The organism is Pseudomonas sp. PB103 (assembly GCF_009764635.1).
Classification (GTDB): domain Bacteria; phylum Pseudomonadota; class Gammaproteobacteria; order Pseudomonadales; family Pseudomonadaceae; genus Aquipseudomonas.
Genome location: NZ_RWIL01000094.1, coordinates 63,900 through 78,281 on the forward strand (window position 1 = coordinate 63,900; position 14,382 = coordinate 78,281).

Below are 14,382 nucleotides of genomic sequence, written 5' to 3' on the forward strand. Positions count from 1 at the left end.
CCCACACCTGGCGTGGCCAAATCACGACCACCTAATCCTGAAACAGGAATCCACCATCCTCCAGTGAAAAATCTTGGAGGAGATTTTTGCCATGAAATGTCCCCTCGAATTTGCGAGGGGGCGTAAAACTGGCCGCGCGCAGCTCCAAGACACCATCCTCCAATGACCGCAACTCGCCACCTTCCGGAGAGTCTTGGGCAAAGCTGACTGACACCTCGGAATCTGCACCCAATCGGTAGGAACCCAAATGCGGCTTTGTCTGTTTGAACGTGATCACAAACTCATCCAGATCGTTGTTACCAGCATCAAGCCGCCAGCCACTCCCTTCATGGATACGCGTACTTCTGGCCTTGATAGCGCATACAACGCCTGGGGCACGAAGGGTCACCGTGACGCCTTTGCCGGCGGTCTCATCAGCTTCGCTCATGGTTTTTGCTCCCGTCAGGACTAGATGAGGGATACGTTGATCGACTCCCTGCATGCGCTCAAAAAACCATGTCGTTCGAGCAGCGTCTAGCTGTCAGGATTGACAGTTGACGACCAACGGAAAAGCGGCCCGCCCATCGAAAACAAAATGGCCGGTCGATTAATGCCTTTCAGACATCAAGCGAGCGGCCATCTTTTGAACGGTCTGAGGTCAAGCAACAGGGGCCGGTGGCGGTTCGTCCGGCAGGGTTGGTTCACCCGGCTCGGTTGGCTGTTCGTTGGGGGTGTCGGGGTCAGGCTGACCGGGAATTCCACCGGCCATGCTCAAGGCTGGTTGTGCCAACAAGGACCAGGCCAAAACGCCAATCTGATTGGGCTCAAGCCTTGCCAGCTCGGCACTGATATGCGGATCGATCTTCATAAAGCACTCCTCGGCGAAGGCCCGTTTTGCCACAAGCAAAAACGGGCAGTACACCCCATAGAGTGTCTGCCCGCCAAAGAATTCCCGACATCCGCCGGATGGACCCGATCAGGTACGCGGCAGAGTCACGCCACGCTGGCCCTGATACTTGCCGCCGCGATCCTTGTAGGAAACTTCACATTCTTCATCGGATTCGAGGAAGAGCATCTGCGCCACGCCTTCGTTGGCGTAGATTTTTGCCGGCAGATTGGTGGTGTTGGAGAACTCAAGGGTCACGTGACCTTCCCACTCAGGCTCAAGCGGGGTCACGTTGACGATGATGCCGCAACGCGCGTAGGTGCTTTTACCCAGGCAAATGGTCAATACATTGCGCGGAATGCGGAAGTATTCGACGGTGCTGGCCAGAGCGAACGAGTTCGGCGGAATGATGCAGACATCGCTGTGGACGTCGACGAAGCTGCCCGGGTCGAAGTTTTTCGGGTCGACGATCGACGAGTTGATGTTGGTGAACACCTTGAAGTGATTGGTGCAACGCACGTCGTAGCCGTAGCTCGACACACCGTAGGAGATCACCCGGCTGTCGTCGCTGCCGCGCACCTGGCGCTCGACGAACGGCTCGATCATGCCCTGTTCCTGCGCCATGCGGCGAATCCACTTGTCCGATTTGATGCTCATGGCGGGGTGTCCTGAATAGCGAGGTGGAAAAATTCTGTCCGGCATCTTACCGGGCGCGCCGCCTCGTTCAAAGTGCGCACTGCAATTCTCGGCGATCCCCCATGATTTACGCGGTCTGGCGACGAACCGTCACACCGCCGATCCCTAAATCGAAGAAACCTTCGCAAGAAGCATTGGCACGTTCCGGAAAAAGGGTTAAGGTGGCGCCACTGTGCTGCTTGTGTCACTGAGAATCTCTACACGATATGTTGAATTTCGATCCAACCATCTACAAGAATTTTTCCTGCTCTTTGCACTCAGTCTCGGCCAGGGTTCTTCCTGAGTCGCAGTTATCTTTGTTCAAGGAGTTACACCATGTCTAATCGCCAAACCGGTACCGTTAAGTGGTTCAACGATGAAAAAGGCTTCGGCTTCATCACCCCACAATCCGGTGACGACCTGTTCGTTCACTTCAAAGCTATCCAATCCGACGGCTTCAAAAGCCTGAAAGAAGGCCAACAGGTTTCTTTCATCGCTACCCGCGGTCAGAAAGGCATGCAAGCTGAGGAAGTACAAGTTATCTAACTTGTAGCTTCTTTAGAAAAGAGCCCCGCCCTTAAAAGCGGGGCTTTTTTGTGGGCGTCTGTTTTGCGCAGCCAAAAAAAGATCGCAGCCTTCGGCAGCTCCTACATTTAAACCTGTAGGAGCTGCCGAAGGCTGCGATCTTTTGCTTTATGCCTTACCAGGCCACGCCAAACCCTGCGGTGTAGCGGGTCTTGCTCAAGTCAGCATCATTGGTGCCACTGATGATGTCACGCTCAGCCTTGAGATTGAGCGAAGCCCACTCCGTGACCTTGTAGCGCAAGCCCATCTCGGCATCCAGTGCGTAATCAGCCACGCCCGAAAGCGGCTTGCCGACTTCACCATTGGTGAAGAACTCGACCTTCTTGCCGATCAGGTAGCGGTTGTAGTCCCACTTCATGGCGACGGAATAGAAGTTATCCTTGCTGCCATCGCGATATTCGTAATCGGTGCGGTTAAGCAGAGAGCCCAGAGAGAACGCGCCCAGCTCATCGTCCCAGAACTGGTAGCCCGGACCGGTACCGACCACACGCTGGCGAGCCAGCTCTTCGATGTGATCACGCTTGTAATTCAGACGACCCTGCCAGAACCATTTATCGGTCAGGAAGCGGTCGAGTGCGTATTCGGCGCGCCAGTTGTCGGTGGTGGTTTCGTCGTCCTGCACTTCGCGGTTGTATTCGCCCTCGGCAGTGTGACGCCAGCGACCGTGACGCGCGGTGGTCTTGAAGCCGACATCGTAGTCGTCGGTATCCTTCTCGGCCCGCTGATAATCGAGCGCCATATCGACATTGCCCTTCCAGACCAGATCCTCGACCACCGGTTTCGGTTTAAGAATCTGCTGAATGCTTGCCAGTTCGACGGTCTTCGGCGCCTCACCATTGGCCAGGGTGACCTTGCCATCTTCCGCCGCTGTCAGCGACTTCGACACCTCACCGGTGTAGGCATCCTGCTTGACCAACAGGTGCTGATCGCTGTCGAGCGTCTTCACCTCCTTCCAGTCAATCGTGACCGCCCCGGCGTATTTGGTCTGAATCAACAGCTTGCCGCCGTCGAACACAGTAATGGTGCCGCTCAGCTTGTCACCGTTCTTCAACCAGACGGTGTCGGCAAGCAGGGGCGTGGACGCACTGAAAACAGCAAGGCACAGCAGGGATCTGGACAACATAAGCGAATCGAAGGCTCAAGTTTGCGAAAAAAGGTCGGCATTATCCGTAGGAATAAGACCCTGACAAGGACTGACCGGACTATTTCCGATGAGTTCATTTCTCAACTACCCGATCACGGATTACTCTGAAAGCCATCAAACTGTTCATGCTCAGGAACCGCGTACGTGAAAGACCCGCTCGACAGCGTTGAAAACGATGCGCAAATCCGACGCACGGCGCTCTACTCGACCCTCGCACAAGTGCCCGAGGGCAAAGTCGTCAGCTATGGTCAGCTGGCCGAACTCGCCGGATTGGGGCGCGCCGCTCGCTGGGTCGGCCGCACGCTGAGTCAGTTGCCCGGCGACACCAAACTGCCTTGGCACCGCGTACTGGGCGCCGGCGGTCGGATCAGCCTGCCAGTGGGCAGCCCGTCGGGTGATGAACAACGGGCGCGATTACGCACGGAAGGCATCACCGTCCGGAATAATCGTGTGGATATTCAGCGCCATGGCTGGCGTCCGGTAGAGCACAGCGGTTAGAGTGCGCGCTTTGTTTTCGCAATCTTGAGGCAGACTTCAGCCCATGCCCCGTAAAACCTGGCGCGCCGCGCTCGCCGCCTATGCCAGTCCTTCGACGCTCGTGCTGTTGTTGCTCGGTTTCGCTGCCGGCCTGCCGTACATGCTGGTGTTTTCAACGCTCTCTGTCTGGCTGCGTGAAGCCGGCGTAGCCCGTGAAACGATCGGCTATGCCAGCCTGATCGGCCTGGCTTATGCGTTCAAATGGGTCTGGTCCCCCCTGCTCGACCAATGGCGCCTGCCGTTGCTGGGCAAGCTTGGCCGTCGCCGCTCGTGGCTGGTGCTCTCACAAGTGCTGGTGATACTCGGGCTGATCGGCATGGGCTTCTGTGACCCACAGAAGCACCTGTCGTGGTTGATCGCCATCGCCGTTGTCGTCGCATTCGCCTCCGCCACTCAAGACATCGCGGTGGATGCCTATCGCCTGGAAATCGCCGAAGACAACCGTCAGGCGGCCCTCGCCGCCAGTTATATGTCTGGCTATCGCGTGGCAGCCTTGCTGGCGACTGCCGGCGCCTTGTTCTTCGCTGAAGGCTTTGGCTCTACGGGCTTCAACTATAAACACTCGGCCTGGGCCGGCACTTACGCGCTGTTCGGTGCCCTGATGATACCGGCGCTGCTGACCACGCTGTTCATGCGCGAGCCGCCAGTGCCACTGCGCACGCAATTGCAGGCCGGGCGCTACACCTTCATGCATCAACTGATGTCGGTGTTTGTGCTGATCATCCTGCTGGTATCCGTGCCGGCGATGTTCACGCAACTCTACAACACTGATTTCGCCAGCGTGCTGTTCGGCGGCATGAGTCCACTCGACCTGCTGCTGGAAGACCGTGCCTTCCTGCGCGCCATCCTTTATACGCTGCTGACTGGCCTGTGCCTGTCGACCATGGGCCGCCGTGGCCTGGCGCCGGTGTTGACTCCCGTCAACGACTTCATCCTGCGTTATCGCTGGCAGGCACTGTTGCTGCTCGGACTGATCGCCACGTATCGGATGTCGGACACGGTGATGGGCGTCATGGCCAACGTGTTCTACATCGACCAGGGTTTCACCAAGGATCAGATCGCCAGTGTCAGCAAGATCTTTGGCCTGATCATGACCCTCGTCGGCGCCGGCATGGGGGGCCTGCTGATCGTGCGTTTCGGCATTCTGCCGATTCTGTTTATCGGTGGTGTCGCTTCGGCAGCCACCAACCTGCTGTTCGTGATGCTCGCCGACATGGGCCCGGACCTGCAGATGCTGGTGGTCACTATCTCCCTCGACAACTTCAGCTCGGGCCTCGCGACGTCGGCGTTCGTGGCCTATTTGTCGAGCCTGACCAACCTGAAGTTTTCGGCTACGCAATACGCCCTGCTCAGTTCGATCATGCTCCTGCTGCCGCGCCTGATGGGCGGCTATTCCGGCGTCCTGGTCGAGAAATTCGGCTACCACAGCTTCTTCCTTATCACCGCGCTATTGGGCGTGCCGACACTGGTGCTGATCGCCTTGCACTGGTTTCAAGAGAGCCGCCGCGAAGGCCCGACACCTAAGCCCGAGCCTGTACCGACGCCGGTCGCGGAAGAGTCGTAAGACGTTTCGCCAATGGCGGGAGGAATCCCGCCGTTGGACCCCACCGCCGGCCACACTTCTGTACGTCAGCAAAACTCGCCGGTACACTGCTCCGTCATTTCCAGTCATAGCAACCGACAACGGCCAACCATGCGCACCAGTCAATTTTTGCTCGCCACACAGAAAGAAACGCCTTCCGATGCGGTCGTCATCAGCCATCAGCTGATGCTGCGCGCCGGCATGATCCGCAAGCTCGCCTCCGGCCTGTACACCTGGCTGCCCATGGGCCTGCGGGTGATGCGCAAGGTTGAAGCCATCGTTCGTGAAGAAATGAACGCTGCCGGTTCTCTGGAAGTGTTGATGCCGAGCACCCAACCGGCCGAGCTGTGGCAGGAATCGGGGCGCTGGGAAGAATACGGCCCTGAGTTGCTACGCATCAAAGACCGCCACGGTCGCGACTTCTGCGCGGGCCCAACCCACGAAGAAGTGATTACCGATCTGATGCGCAACGAGTTGAGCAGCTATAAACAGCTGCCAATCAACCTGTACCAGATCCAGACCAAATTCCGCGACGAAATCCGTCCACGCTTCGGTTTGATGCGCGGCCGCGAATTCATCATGAAGGACGCATACTCCTTCCACGCGGATCAAGCGTCGCTGCAGATCACCTACGACCGCATGCATGAAGCCTACTGCAACGTGTTCACACGTCTGGGCCTGAAATTCCGTCCGGTTGAAGCCGACAACGGTTCGATCGGTGGCGCTGGTTCCCACGAGTTCCACGTACTGGCCGAGTCCGGCGAAGACGACATCGTTTTCAGCAACGGTTCCGACTACGCGGCGAACATCGAAAAAGCCGAAGCCGTGCCACGCGAAACCTCGCGCGCCGCTGCGACCGAAGAGTTGCGTCTGGTCGATACCCCTGACACCAAAACCATCGCGGCGCTGGTGGAAAAATTCAATCTGCCGATTGAAAAGACCATCAAGACCCTGATCGTGCGCGCCGAAGAAGAAGGCAAGCTGATCGCGCTGGTGATTCGTGGCGACCACGAACTCAACGAAATCAAGGCTGCCCAGCAACCAGGCGTAGCCAACCCGCTGGTCATGGCCACTGATGCCGAACTGCGTGACGCCATTGGCGCCGGCGCCGGTTCGCTCGGCCCGCTGAACCTGCCGCTGCCAATCATCATCGACCGTTCGGTCGAGCTGATGAGCGACTTCGGCATCGGCGCGAACATCGATGACAAGCACTACTTCGGCGTGAACTGGGAGCGTGATCTGCCGGTTCCGACCGTTGCCGACCTGCGTAACGTTGTCGCCGGCGACCCAAGCCCGGACGGCAAAGGCACGCTGGAAATCAAACGCGGCATCGAAGTCGGGCACATCTTCCAGCTGGGCAACAAGTACAGCAAAGCGATGAAGTGCGAAGTGCTGGGCGAAAACGGCAAGCCAGTCACCCTGGAAATGGGTTGCTACGGCATCGGCGTTTCCCGCGTGGTGGCTGCAGCCATCGAGCAGAACAACGACGCCAACGGCATCATCTGGAGCGACACTCTGGCGCCGTTCCAGATTGCTTTGGTACCGCTGCGTTATGAAACCGAGCAGGTGCGCGAAGCCACCGACAAGCTGTACGCCGAACTGACGGCGGCCGGCTTCGAAGTGCTGCTGGACGATCGCGACAAGAAAACCAGCCCGGGCATCAAGTTTGCGGACATGGAGCTGATCGGCATTCCTCACCGGATCGTGGTCAGCGACCGCGGCCTCGCCGAAGGCAACCTGGAATACAAGAGTCGTACCGAAGGCGAAGCGCAAGCATTGCCGGTCGCCGACGTATTGTCCTTCCTGCAGGCCCGTATCCGCCGCTGAAACCAGATAGAGACGTCATGTTCAAGCGAAACACCTTAGGCCTTGGTGGCACCGCCCTGTGCGGTGCCCTGCTGGTCAGCGGCTGTGCCAATCACATGTCACAACGCAGCGAGCACGAAGAGCGGGTCGAGCGCAAGTTGCTCGACCATAGCCTGCAGATTGATGTCGGTGAGCCTAAGGAGCTTGAGCTGCCGCAGCGACGCGTGAAGATCAACGAGCAGAAGACTTTTGAAGTCACCGAGTTCGAAGTCACCCGTCATTACGATCGCTACACGCCTTACCAGCCTTGGCGGGAGGTCTACGAGATCCCGTTGGGCGTGGTGGCCGTGGTTGGCGGTGTCGGCGCGAACGTGGTCAACGTCTTCGCCCTCGGCAACCTGCCGGACAGCGTGACCAAGGACTGGCTGAGTTACGGTTTTGCCGGGCTCAACCCGTTCATGAACGTGCAGTCCAACGGCCGTGCGCAACAGAACCTGGCCGGCATCGATGAGGTCCAGCGCGATAAGCGCACGGAGTATTCGAGCCTGCCCTGGAGCGAGCGTCCGGTGCAGGTCAAGGCCGGCAAGCAGACCTTCGACATGACCACCGATCGCAACGGTGTGCTGCGCCTGAACCTGCTCGACAGTCCGTTTGCTGAAAATGATCTCAATCATGTCGGCAAATTGCAGATCAGTGTCGAAGACAGCAAGGATGATGTGCACTCCGATTCGTCGCTGATGATCAGCAGTCACCTGCGTGGCAAGTTGCTCGAAGCGCACGGGCTGATTTATGACGATCTGGAAGACGACGAAGTGAGCCAGTGGGTCCACCGGGTCAAACGCCTGTCGGAACTGGGTCTGGAAGAAGAAGCCAGCGAACTGGAACAAAGCCTGATCGAGCTGACGCGTAACGATCCTGAGTTACAGACTGAGTTTCTCAAGTCTTTGACCAAGGATGCCGGGCGTCTGGTGGCGGATCCGGGACCGAACTAAAAGCTAAAGGCATCGCGGGCAAGCCCGCTCCCACAAGGTTTATGGGTGTTCACACAATATGTGTTTCACCATCGAACACTGTGGGAGCGGGCTTGCCCGCGATGACTATCTGCCATACGCCGCAAATCTACCGTTCAAACAACTCCATCTGCTCAAATCCACCGCGCAAATCCTCCAGCCGCACCCCAACCCCCAACAACCGCACCGGTTTCCCCCCGCGATTGAACGCCTGCGTCAGCATCAACTGATAACTGCCCAGATCCCGCCCTGCCCCGGCCTGCTCCAGCGTCGTCTGGGTAAAGTCATGAAACTTCACTTTGACGAACGGTTTGCCCGGCCTATAACTGCTGTCGATCCGCGCCATGCGGGTTTTCAGGGTTTCCAGCAACTCCGGCAACTTATCCAGGCAACTGCGCAAATCCGGCAGATCGACGTCGTAGGTATTTTCCACACTGATCGACTGACGCCGACTGTCGTTGTGCACCAAGCGATCATCAATCCCATGCGCCAGACTCCACAAGCGCTCACCGAAGCTGCCGAATTCTCGTACCAGCGCCAATTTTTCCCACTCGCGCAACTGCGAGCAGTCGACGATGCCGAGCCTGCCCAGTTTGTCAGCCGTGACTTTGCCGACACCGTGCAACTTGCTCACCGGCAAGCCACTGACGAAGTCTTCGACCTGATCCGGCGTAATCACGAATAGCCCGTTGGGTTTTTTCCAGTCGCTGGCGATCTTCGCCAGGAATTTGTTCGGCGCCACCCCTGCGGACACGGTGATATGCAGCTGGTTGGAGACACGACGACGAATGTCTTGAGCGATGCGCGTGGCACTGCCGCCGAAATGCGCGCTGTCCGACACATCCAGATAGGCTTCATCCAGCGACAGCGGCTCGATCAGGTCGGTGTAATCGCTGAAGATGGTATGGATTTCTTTTGACGCCTCGCGATAGGCGTCCATGCGCGGTTTGACGATGGTCAGGTCCGGGCACAGCTTCAGGGCATGCCCCGACGCCATCGCTGAACGCACGCCGTATGCCCGCGCTTCATAATTGCAGGTGGCGATCACCCCTCGCCGATCAGCCGAACCACCCACCGCCAACGGCTTGCCGGCCAGACGCGGGTCATCGCGCATCTCGATGGCGGCGTAAAAACAATCGCAGTCGATGTGGATGATTTTTCGCTGAGTCATGTCAGAAAAGGAAACGTGGCGAGCCGGATCGGCAGTATCTCACTGACACCTGTATATAGCACCAGTGGTATGAATGTTCTTTTCCACGTGTAGGAAAATCGCTTTGAATTTATTTTTTCAATCGACAAACGACCTTCAATAGAGCTGAAAGCCGCGCGCCACCTGCTCTGCAGCCTGAAAAACACCCGAGAAAAGACGCTAACCGATTGAACCTCAACAGATTTTATCCAGATTGCGGGTTGACACCCTGGCGATCCTCTGTAGAATGCCGACACACAGACGCGGGATGGAGCAGTCTGGTAGCTCGTCGGGCTCATAACCCGAAGGTCGTCGGTTCAAATCCGGCTCCCGCAACCAAACATCAAAAAAGGCTACTCGAAAGAGTGGCCTTTTTTGTGCGCGTCTGTTTTGTGGGTTTCCTTCTCTTATTGAGATGCGATCACCAAACAGGAATTCTTTGCATTTCCGAAACTTAACGCTCCACCTGCGACCGTTTGACGCGAATGCACACTTATTTGACCCTTTATGGGATTAGCGGTTGACACCCTGTCGTTCCTCTGTAGAATGCCGCCACACAGACGCGGGATGGAGCAGTCTGGTAGCTCGTCGGGCTCATAACCCGAAGGTCGTCGGTTCAAATCCGGCTCCCGCAACCAAACATCAAAAAAGGCTACTCGAAAGAGTGGCCTTTTTTGTATCTGTTGAAAAAGTCCTTTCGCAACAATGATCTGTCACTGTGCAGTGAACCGCTGGGGATCATCAGACTCGCCAACTTGCGACTATGCTTGTGTCGCAGGCACGACGTCTGCAATCCAGGAACTGCCCTCGCCGATACCCGGTGAGAGGCGTAGTATTTTGTGATTATTTTTTTCTACAGGGATTGGTAACTTGGCTGGATACCTCCATCCTGTCGCGCACAATCCAAGAGGTGATTGATGCGCGCCAACTCGTCTGATCCACAAGACACCGTCACAGCGGAACACCCGATCAAACCCGAGCGCTTGCGCTTGCTGGATCGGTTGAGCAAATACCGACAACCGATTGGTCTGGCGGTCACGCTGCTGCTGTTTGCCATTGCGCTGATTGCCTGTCGCCATCTGCTTGCCGAGCTCGATCTCGATGCGCTGCACGACTCGATTCTCGACGTGCCGAAACCCGCCCTGCTCGGTGCGTTCGGCGCGACCGTGGTCGGCTTCATTATCCTGCTGGGCTATGAATGGTCGGCCAGTCGCTATGCCGGTGTGACCTTGCCGCCACGCACGCTAGCCCTCGGCGGGTTTACCGCGTTTGCGATTGGCAATGCCATCGGCTTGTCGCTGCTCTCCGGCGGCTCGGTGCGCTACCGTTTATATGCACGGCTGGGCCTGGGGGCTTCGGAAGTCGCGCACATGACCTTGTTTGCCAGTCTGTCGCTGGGCTGCGCCTTGCCGCCACTGGCAGCGCTGGCGACGCTGAGTGACCTGCCTGCTGCCTCTCAGGCGCTGGGTTTGTCCGAAGGTCTGCTCGGCACTGTCGCCGCTGTCGTGCTATTGCTTGGCGCAGTGCTGGCTATCGGCATCTACCGTCGACGCCTGCCGGAACAACCGTTGCGCGACAACCTGCTGGTCAGGGTTGGCCGCCGCACCCTGCGCTTACCGGGTCGACGCCTGACGTTCCTGCAACTGATCATTACCGCCCTCGACGTTGCGGCCGCCGCCACTGTCCTTTATCTGTTGCTGCCGGAAGCGCCGCCGTTTGGTGCGTTCCTGCTGGTGTACCTGCTGGCACTAGCGGCTGGCGTGCTCAGCCATGTACCCGGCGGCGTGGGGGTGTTCGAAGCGATTCTGCTGGCCGCTTTCGCCGACAAGCTCGGTGCCGCGCCACTGGCCGCGGCGCTGCTGCTGTATCGCCTGATCTATGTGGTATTGCCGCTGCTGGTCGCGTGCGTATTCCTGCTGATCAACGAAGGTCAGCGTCTGTTTCAAACCCAGACCATGCGCGCGGCGTCCGGTCTGGCCGCGCCGATTCTGGCAGTGCTGGTGTTCCTGTCCGGCGTGGTGCTGCTGTTCTCCGGCGCCACACCCGAGATCGACACGCGTCTGGAACACATCGGCTTTCTGATCCCGCATCGCCTGGTCGACGCGTCGCACTTCGGCGCCAGCCTGATCGGCGTGCTCTGCCTGATGCTCGCTCAGGGCCTGCGCCGGCGCTTGTCGGCCGCATGGATGCTCACCACCATTCTGTTGCTGGTCGGCGCCCTGCTCTCGCTGCTCAAAGGTTTCGACTGGGAAGAAGCGACGCTGATGACACTGACGGCTGCGCTGCTGGGTGTGTTTCGTCGCTCGTTCTATCGCCCGAGCCGCCTGACCGAACTGCCCTTCTCCCCCCTGTATCTGGTGGCCAGCCTCTGTGTACTCGGCGCTTCGACCTGGCTGCTGCTGTTCGCCTATCAAGACGTGCCGTACAGCCATCAACTGTGGTGGCAGTTCACCCTGGATGCCGACGCGCCGCGCGGTCTGCGTTCGCTGCTCGGCGCCGCCGTGCTGTTGCTGGTGATCGCACTGACCTGGCTACTGCGCACTGCGCGCCCGGTCATTCACCTGCCGACACCCGACGAACTCGATCGCGCGGCGAAGATCCTGATGGCCTCGTCGCAGCCCGACGGCGGCCTGGCGCTGACCGGTGACAAAGCGTTGCTGTTTCACCAGAACGACGAAGCTTTCCTGATGTACGCACGGCGTGGCCGCAGCCTGGTGGCGCTGTACGACCCAATCGGCCCCGGCCAGCAACGTGCGGAGATGATCTGGCAGTTCCGCGACCTCTGCGATATTCACCACGCCCGCCCGGTGTTCTACCAGGTGCGCGCGGAAAACCTGCCGTACTACATGGACATCGGCCTGACCGCGATCAAGCTCGGCGAAGAAGCCCGGGTCGATCTGCTTCGCTTTGACCTTGAAGCCAAGGGCAAAGAGATGAAGGACCTGCGTTACACCTGGAACCGTGGCACCCGCGACGGCTTGTCGCTGGAAATCCATGAGCCGGGTCAGGCGCCGATGGACGAGCTGAAAGTGATTTCCGATGCGTGGCTGACCGGCAAGAACGTGCGTGAGAAAGGCTTCTCCCTCGGCCGTTTCAGCGACGACTACCTGAAGCATTTCCGCATCGCGGTGATTCGCTTCGAAGGCCGCCCGGTGGCGTTCGCCAACTTGCTCGAGACTTACAGCCATGACCTGGCCAGCCTCGACCTGATGCGCGCACACCCGGACGCCCCCAAGCTGACCATGGAATTCATGATGGTCGGCCTGATTCAACACTATAAGAGTCACGGATACGCGCGTTTCAGCCTGGGCATGGTGCCGTTGTCGGGGTTGCAACCCCGGCGTGGTGCACCGCTGACCCAGCGTCTGGGCTCGATGGTTTTCCGCCGTGGTGAGCAGCTGTACAACTTCCAAGGCTTGCGCCGCTTCAAAGACAAGTTCCAGCCTGACTGGGAACCCCGTTATATGGCCGTGCCCGCCGGACTCGATCCGCTGGTGGCGCTGGCCGACACTGCTGCCCTGATCGCGGGCGGCTTGACTGGATTGGTGAAACGCTGATGATTCAACGCTCCCTGAAGTACATCCTGGCCGCACTGATGGTGCTGGCCGTGATTGCCGGCGGCGGTTACTGGTACCTCAAACGCCCGGCACCGGAACCGACCGTCGAACAACTGAACCCGCCTGATGGCGCGGCCATGACCCGCGTCATCCCGGGCACCAAGCCCAAGGCGCAGGTGCTGGTCGCTGTCAATGACGACCAGAAACTCTCTGAAAAACAACTGACCACCCTGAGCCGCAGTGCTGCGGCGCAGATCGTTCAGGTGATTCTGCCCAAGGACTGCCTGCTGCAAAGCCGCGCCCTGCAATCGGGTCTGCGTGAACTGAACGGCCCGGCCACGCTGGTCAGCGGCATTGGCCCAGGCGCTGTGCTGGCCTGGCGCTGGTTGTCGGAGCAGAAAGACGACAAGGCCCAGGCCGTCTCCGTCGACCTCGCTCTGGAAAAAGGTGGCTGCACTCACCTGCTGCCGAAATCCGCTGCCCACGGCCACTGGCTGGTAGCGTGGAACGACAACCCGGACGACGCCAGCGCAGGTTTCGTGCGCGATCAACCGAACGCCGAAACCAGCATCAGCGACTACGACATCAACCTGCCGCAAGTGCTGAACAACGAACTGCGCAAGATCCTCGTCGGTGGCGACAAGGCCAACGGCGGTCTGGCGATTCCGGTGGTTGAAGTGCCGGCCGGTCAGGCGAAAGACACCGTGACCCTGTTCCTTTCCGGTGACGGCGGCTGGCGCGACCTCGACCGCGACGTGGCCGGTGAAATGGCCAAGATCGGCTACCCGGTGGTCGGCATCGACACCCTGCGCTACTACTGGCAGCACAAGAGCCCGGAGCAAAGCGCACTGGACCTGACCGAACTGATGCAGCACTACCGGCAGAAATGGGGCACCAAGCGTTTCATCCTCACCGGTTACTCGTTCGGCGCTGACGTACTGCCAGCGATCTACAACCGCCTGCCGGATACCGAGCAGCAACGCGTCGACGCAATCATCCTGCTGGCCTTCGCCCGCACCGGCAGCTTCGAAATCGAAGTCGAAGGCTGGCTGGGTAACGCCGGCAAAGAAGCCGCCACCGGCCCGGAAATGGCCAAGCTGCCACCGGCCAAGGTTGTGTGCATCTATGGTGAAGAAGAGACCGATGAAAGCGGCTGCACGGACAAGACTGCTGTTGGCGAAGCCGTGAAACTGCCTGGCGGCCACCACTTCGACGAGAACTATCCGGCGCTGGCCAAGCGCTTGGTGGACTTGATCGAGAAGCGTCAAGCGGCGAGCCAGGTCGCTGAAGAGTGATCTGAGCCACGTCCACAAGAAGCCCCCGCAACTTCGCAGTTGCGGGGGCTTTTTACATCTCGGACGATTAACCCATTCCCCTGTAGGAGTGAGCCTGCTCGCGATAGCGGAGTGTCAGCCACCTATTTGCCAACTGA

At 58.9% G+C, this 14,382-nt stretch carries 12 protein-coding genes and 2 tRNA genes; 9 read left to right on the top strand and 5 right to left on the bottom strand.

The genetic code is table 11. The annotated features are described in order from the left end of the window. Positions 1–31 precede the first annotated feature (31 nt). The 3 genes from EJA70_RS16540 to dcd form a co-directional block, all read right to left on the bottom strand. Positions 32–427: a hypothetical protein gene (locus EJA70_RS16540; protein ID WP_158832078.1), complete on the bottom strand. Its 396-nt coding sequence runs from the start codon at positions 425–427 to the stop codon at positions 32–34. Positions 428–637: 210 nt separating this feature from the next. Beyond that, positions 638–847, bottom strand: a complete 210-nt coding sequence (locus EJA70_RS16545; RefSeq protein ID WP_008083889.1) for a hypothetical protein — start codon at positions 845–847, stop codon at positions 638–640. 108 nt (positions 848–955) lie between these two features. Further along, the gene (gene dcd / locus EJA70_RS16550; RefSeq protein WP_008083888.1) at positions 956–1,522 is read right to left on the bottom strand and encodes a dCTP deaminase; all 567 of its coding nucleotides are present in this window, start codon (positions 1,520–1,522) and stop codon (positions 956–958) included. 354 nt (positions 1,523–1,876) lie between these two features. Here dcd and EJA70_RS16555 point away from each other — a divergent pair, with 354 nt between their 5' ends. After that, positions 1,877–2,086 (top strand): cold-shock protein, encoded by a 210-nt coding sequence (locus EJA70_RS16555; protein ID WP_002554837.1) that lies wholly within the window; start codon positions 1,877–1,879, stop codon positions 2,084–2,086. 154 nt (positions 2,087–2,240) lie between these two features. On the opposite strand, the gene EJA70_RS16560 is transcribed toward EJA70_RS16555, so the two are convergent. Further along, on the bottom strand, positions 2,241–3,248 hold the full coding sequence (locus EJA70_RS16560) for a DUF481 domain-containing protein (RefSeq protein WP_158832080.1): 1,008 nt from the start codon (positions 3,246–3,248) through the stop codon (positions 2,241–2,243). A 165-nt stretch (positions 3,249–3,413) separates the two neighbouring features. Between EJA70_RS16560 and EJA70_RS16565 the strand changes: the two genes are divergently transcribed. The 4 genes from EJA70_RS16565 to EJA70_RS16580 all read left to right on the top strand — a co-directional run bounded on the left by EJA70_RS16565 (position 3,414) and on the right by EJA70_RS16580 (position 8,186). Next, positions 3,414–3,767, top strand: a complete 354-nt coding sequence (locus tag EJA70_RS16565) for an MGMT family protein (protein ID WP_008083886.1) — start codon at positions 3,414–3,416, stop codon at positions 3,765–3,767. A gap of 43 nt (positions 3,768–3,810) precedes the next feature. After that, entirely contained in the window at positions 3,811–5,370 is a 1,560-nt protein-coding gene (locus tag EJA70_RS16570) for an AmpG family muropeptide MFS transporter (RefSeq protein WP_008083885.1), read from the top strand. A 129-nt stretch (positions 5,371–5,499) separates the two neighbouring features. Then, a complete protein-coding gene (locus tag EJA70_RS16575) occupies positions 5,500–7,215 on the top strand; it encodes a proline--tRNA ligase (protein ID WP_158832082.1) in 1,716 nt (571 codons plus the stop codon). Positions 7,216–7,232: 17 nt separating this feature from the next. Then, positions 7,233–8,186 carry a hypothetical protein gene (locus EJA70_RS16580; protein WP_158832084.1) on the top strand — a complete coding sequence of 318 codons (954 nt, stop codon included), beginning with the start codon at positions 7,233–7,235 and terminating at the stop codon, positions 8,184–8,186. 127 nt (positions 8,187–8,313) lie between these two features. On the opposite strand, the gene dinB is transcribed toward EJA70_RS16580, so the two are convergent. Then, positions 8,314–9,375, bottom strand: coding sequence for a DNA polymerase IV (dinB, locus tag EJA70_RS16585; RefSeq protein WP_158832086.1), 1,062 nt, complete (start codon positions 9,373–9,375; stop codon positions 8,314–8,316). A gap of 280 nt (positions 9,376–9,655) precedes the next feature. Between dinB and EJA70_RS16590 the strand changes: the two genes are divergently transcribed. The 4 genes from EJA70_RS16590 to EJA70_RS16605 all read left to right on the top strand — a co-directional run bounded on the left by EJA70_RS16590 (position 9,656) and on the right by EJA70_RS16605 (position 14,245). Then, positions 9,656–9,732, top strand: a tRNA-Met gene (locus tag EJA70_RS16590). 222 nt (positions 9,733–9,954) lie between these two features. Then, positions 9,955–10,031, top strand: a tRNA-Met gene (locus tag EJA70_RS16595). Between the two features lie 279 nt (positions 10,032–10,310). Continuing rightward, a complete protein-coding gene (mprF, locus tag EJA70_RS16600; protein WP_064120803.1) occupies positions 10,311–12,950 on the top strand; it encodes a bifunctional lysylphosphatidylglycerol flippase/synthetase MprF in 2,640 nt (879 codons plus the stop codon). Then, a complete protein-coding gene (locus EJA70_RS16605) occupies positions 12,950–14,245 on the top strand; it encodes a virulence factor family protein (RefSeq protein WP_158832088.1) in 1,296 nt (431 codons plus the stop codon). The genes mprF and EJA70_RS16605 overlap by 1 nt, the downstream gene beginning before the upstream one ends. Positions 14,246–14,382 lie beyond the last annotated feature (137 nt).

Excerpts from the sequence above, each read along its gene's own strand:
- EJA70_RS16540 (WP_158832078.1), bottom strand. The coding sequence starts at position 427 with ATGAGCGAAGCTGATGAGACCGCCGGCAAAGGCGTCACGGTGACCCTT.
- EJA70_RS16545 (WP_008083889.1), bottom strand. The coding sequence starts at position 847 with ATGAAGATCGATCCGCATATCAGTGCCGAGCTGGCAAGGCTTGAGCCC.
- dcd (WP_008083888.1), bottom strand. The coding sequence starts at position 1,522 with ATGAGCATCAAATCGGACAAGTGGATTCGCCGCATGGCGCAGGAACAG.
- EJA70_RS16555 (WP_002554837.1), top strand. The coding sequence starts at position 1,877 with ATGTCTAATCGCCAAACCGGTACCGTTAAGTGGTTCAACGATGAAAAA.
- EJA70_RS16560 (WP_158832080.1), bottom strand. The coding sequence starts at position 3,248 with ATGTTGTCCAGATCCCTGCTGTGCCTTGCTGTTTTCAGTGCGTCCACG.
- EJA70_RS16570 (WP_008083885.1), top strand. The coding sequence starts at position 3,811 with ATGCCCCGTAAAACCTGGCGCGCCGCGCTCGCCGCCTATGCCAGTCCT.
- EJA70_RS16575 (WP_158832082.1), top strand. The coding sequence starts at position 5,500 with ATGCGCACCAGTCAATTTTTGCTCGCCACACAGAAAGAAACGCCTTCC.
- EJA70_RS16580 (WP_158832084.1), top strand. The coding sequence starts at position 7,233 with ATGTTCAAGCGAAACACCTTAGGCCTTGGTGGCACCGCCCTGTGCGGT.
- dinB (WP_158832086.1), bottom strand. The coding sequence starts at position 9,375 with ATGACTCAGCGAAAAATCATCCACATCGACTGCGATTGTTTTTACGCC.
- mprF (WP_064120803.1), top strand. The coding sequence starts at position 10,311 with ATGCGCGCCAACTCGTCTGATCCACAAGACACCGTCACAGCGGAACAC.
- EJA70_RS16605 (WP_158832088.1), top strand. The coding sequence starts at position 12,950 with ATGATTCAACGCTCCCTGAAGTACATCCTGGCCGCACTGATGGTGCTG.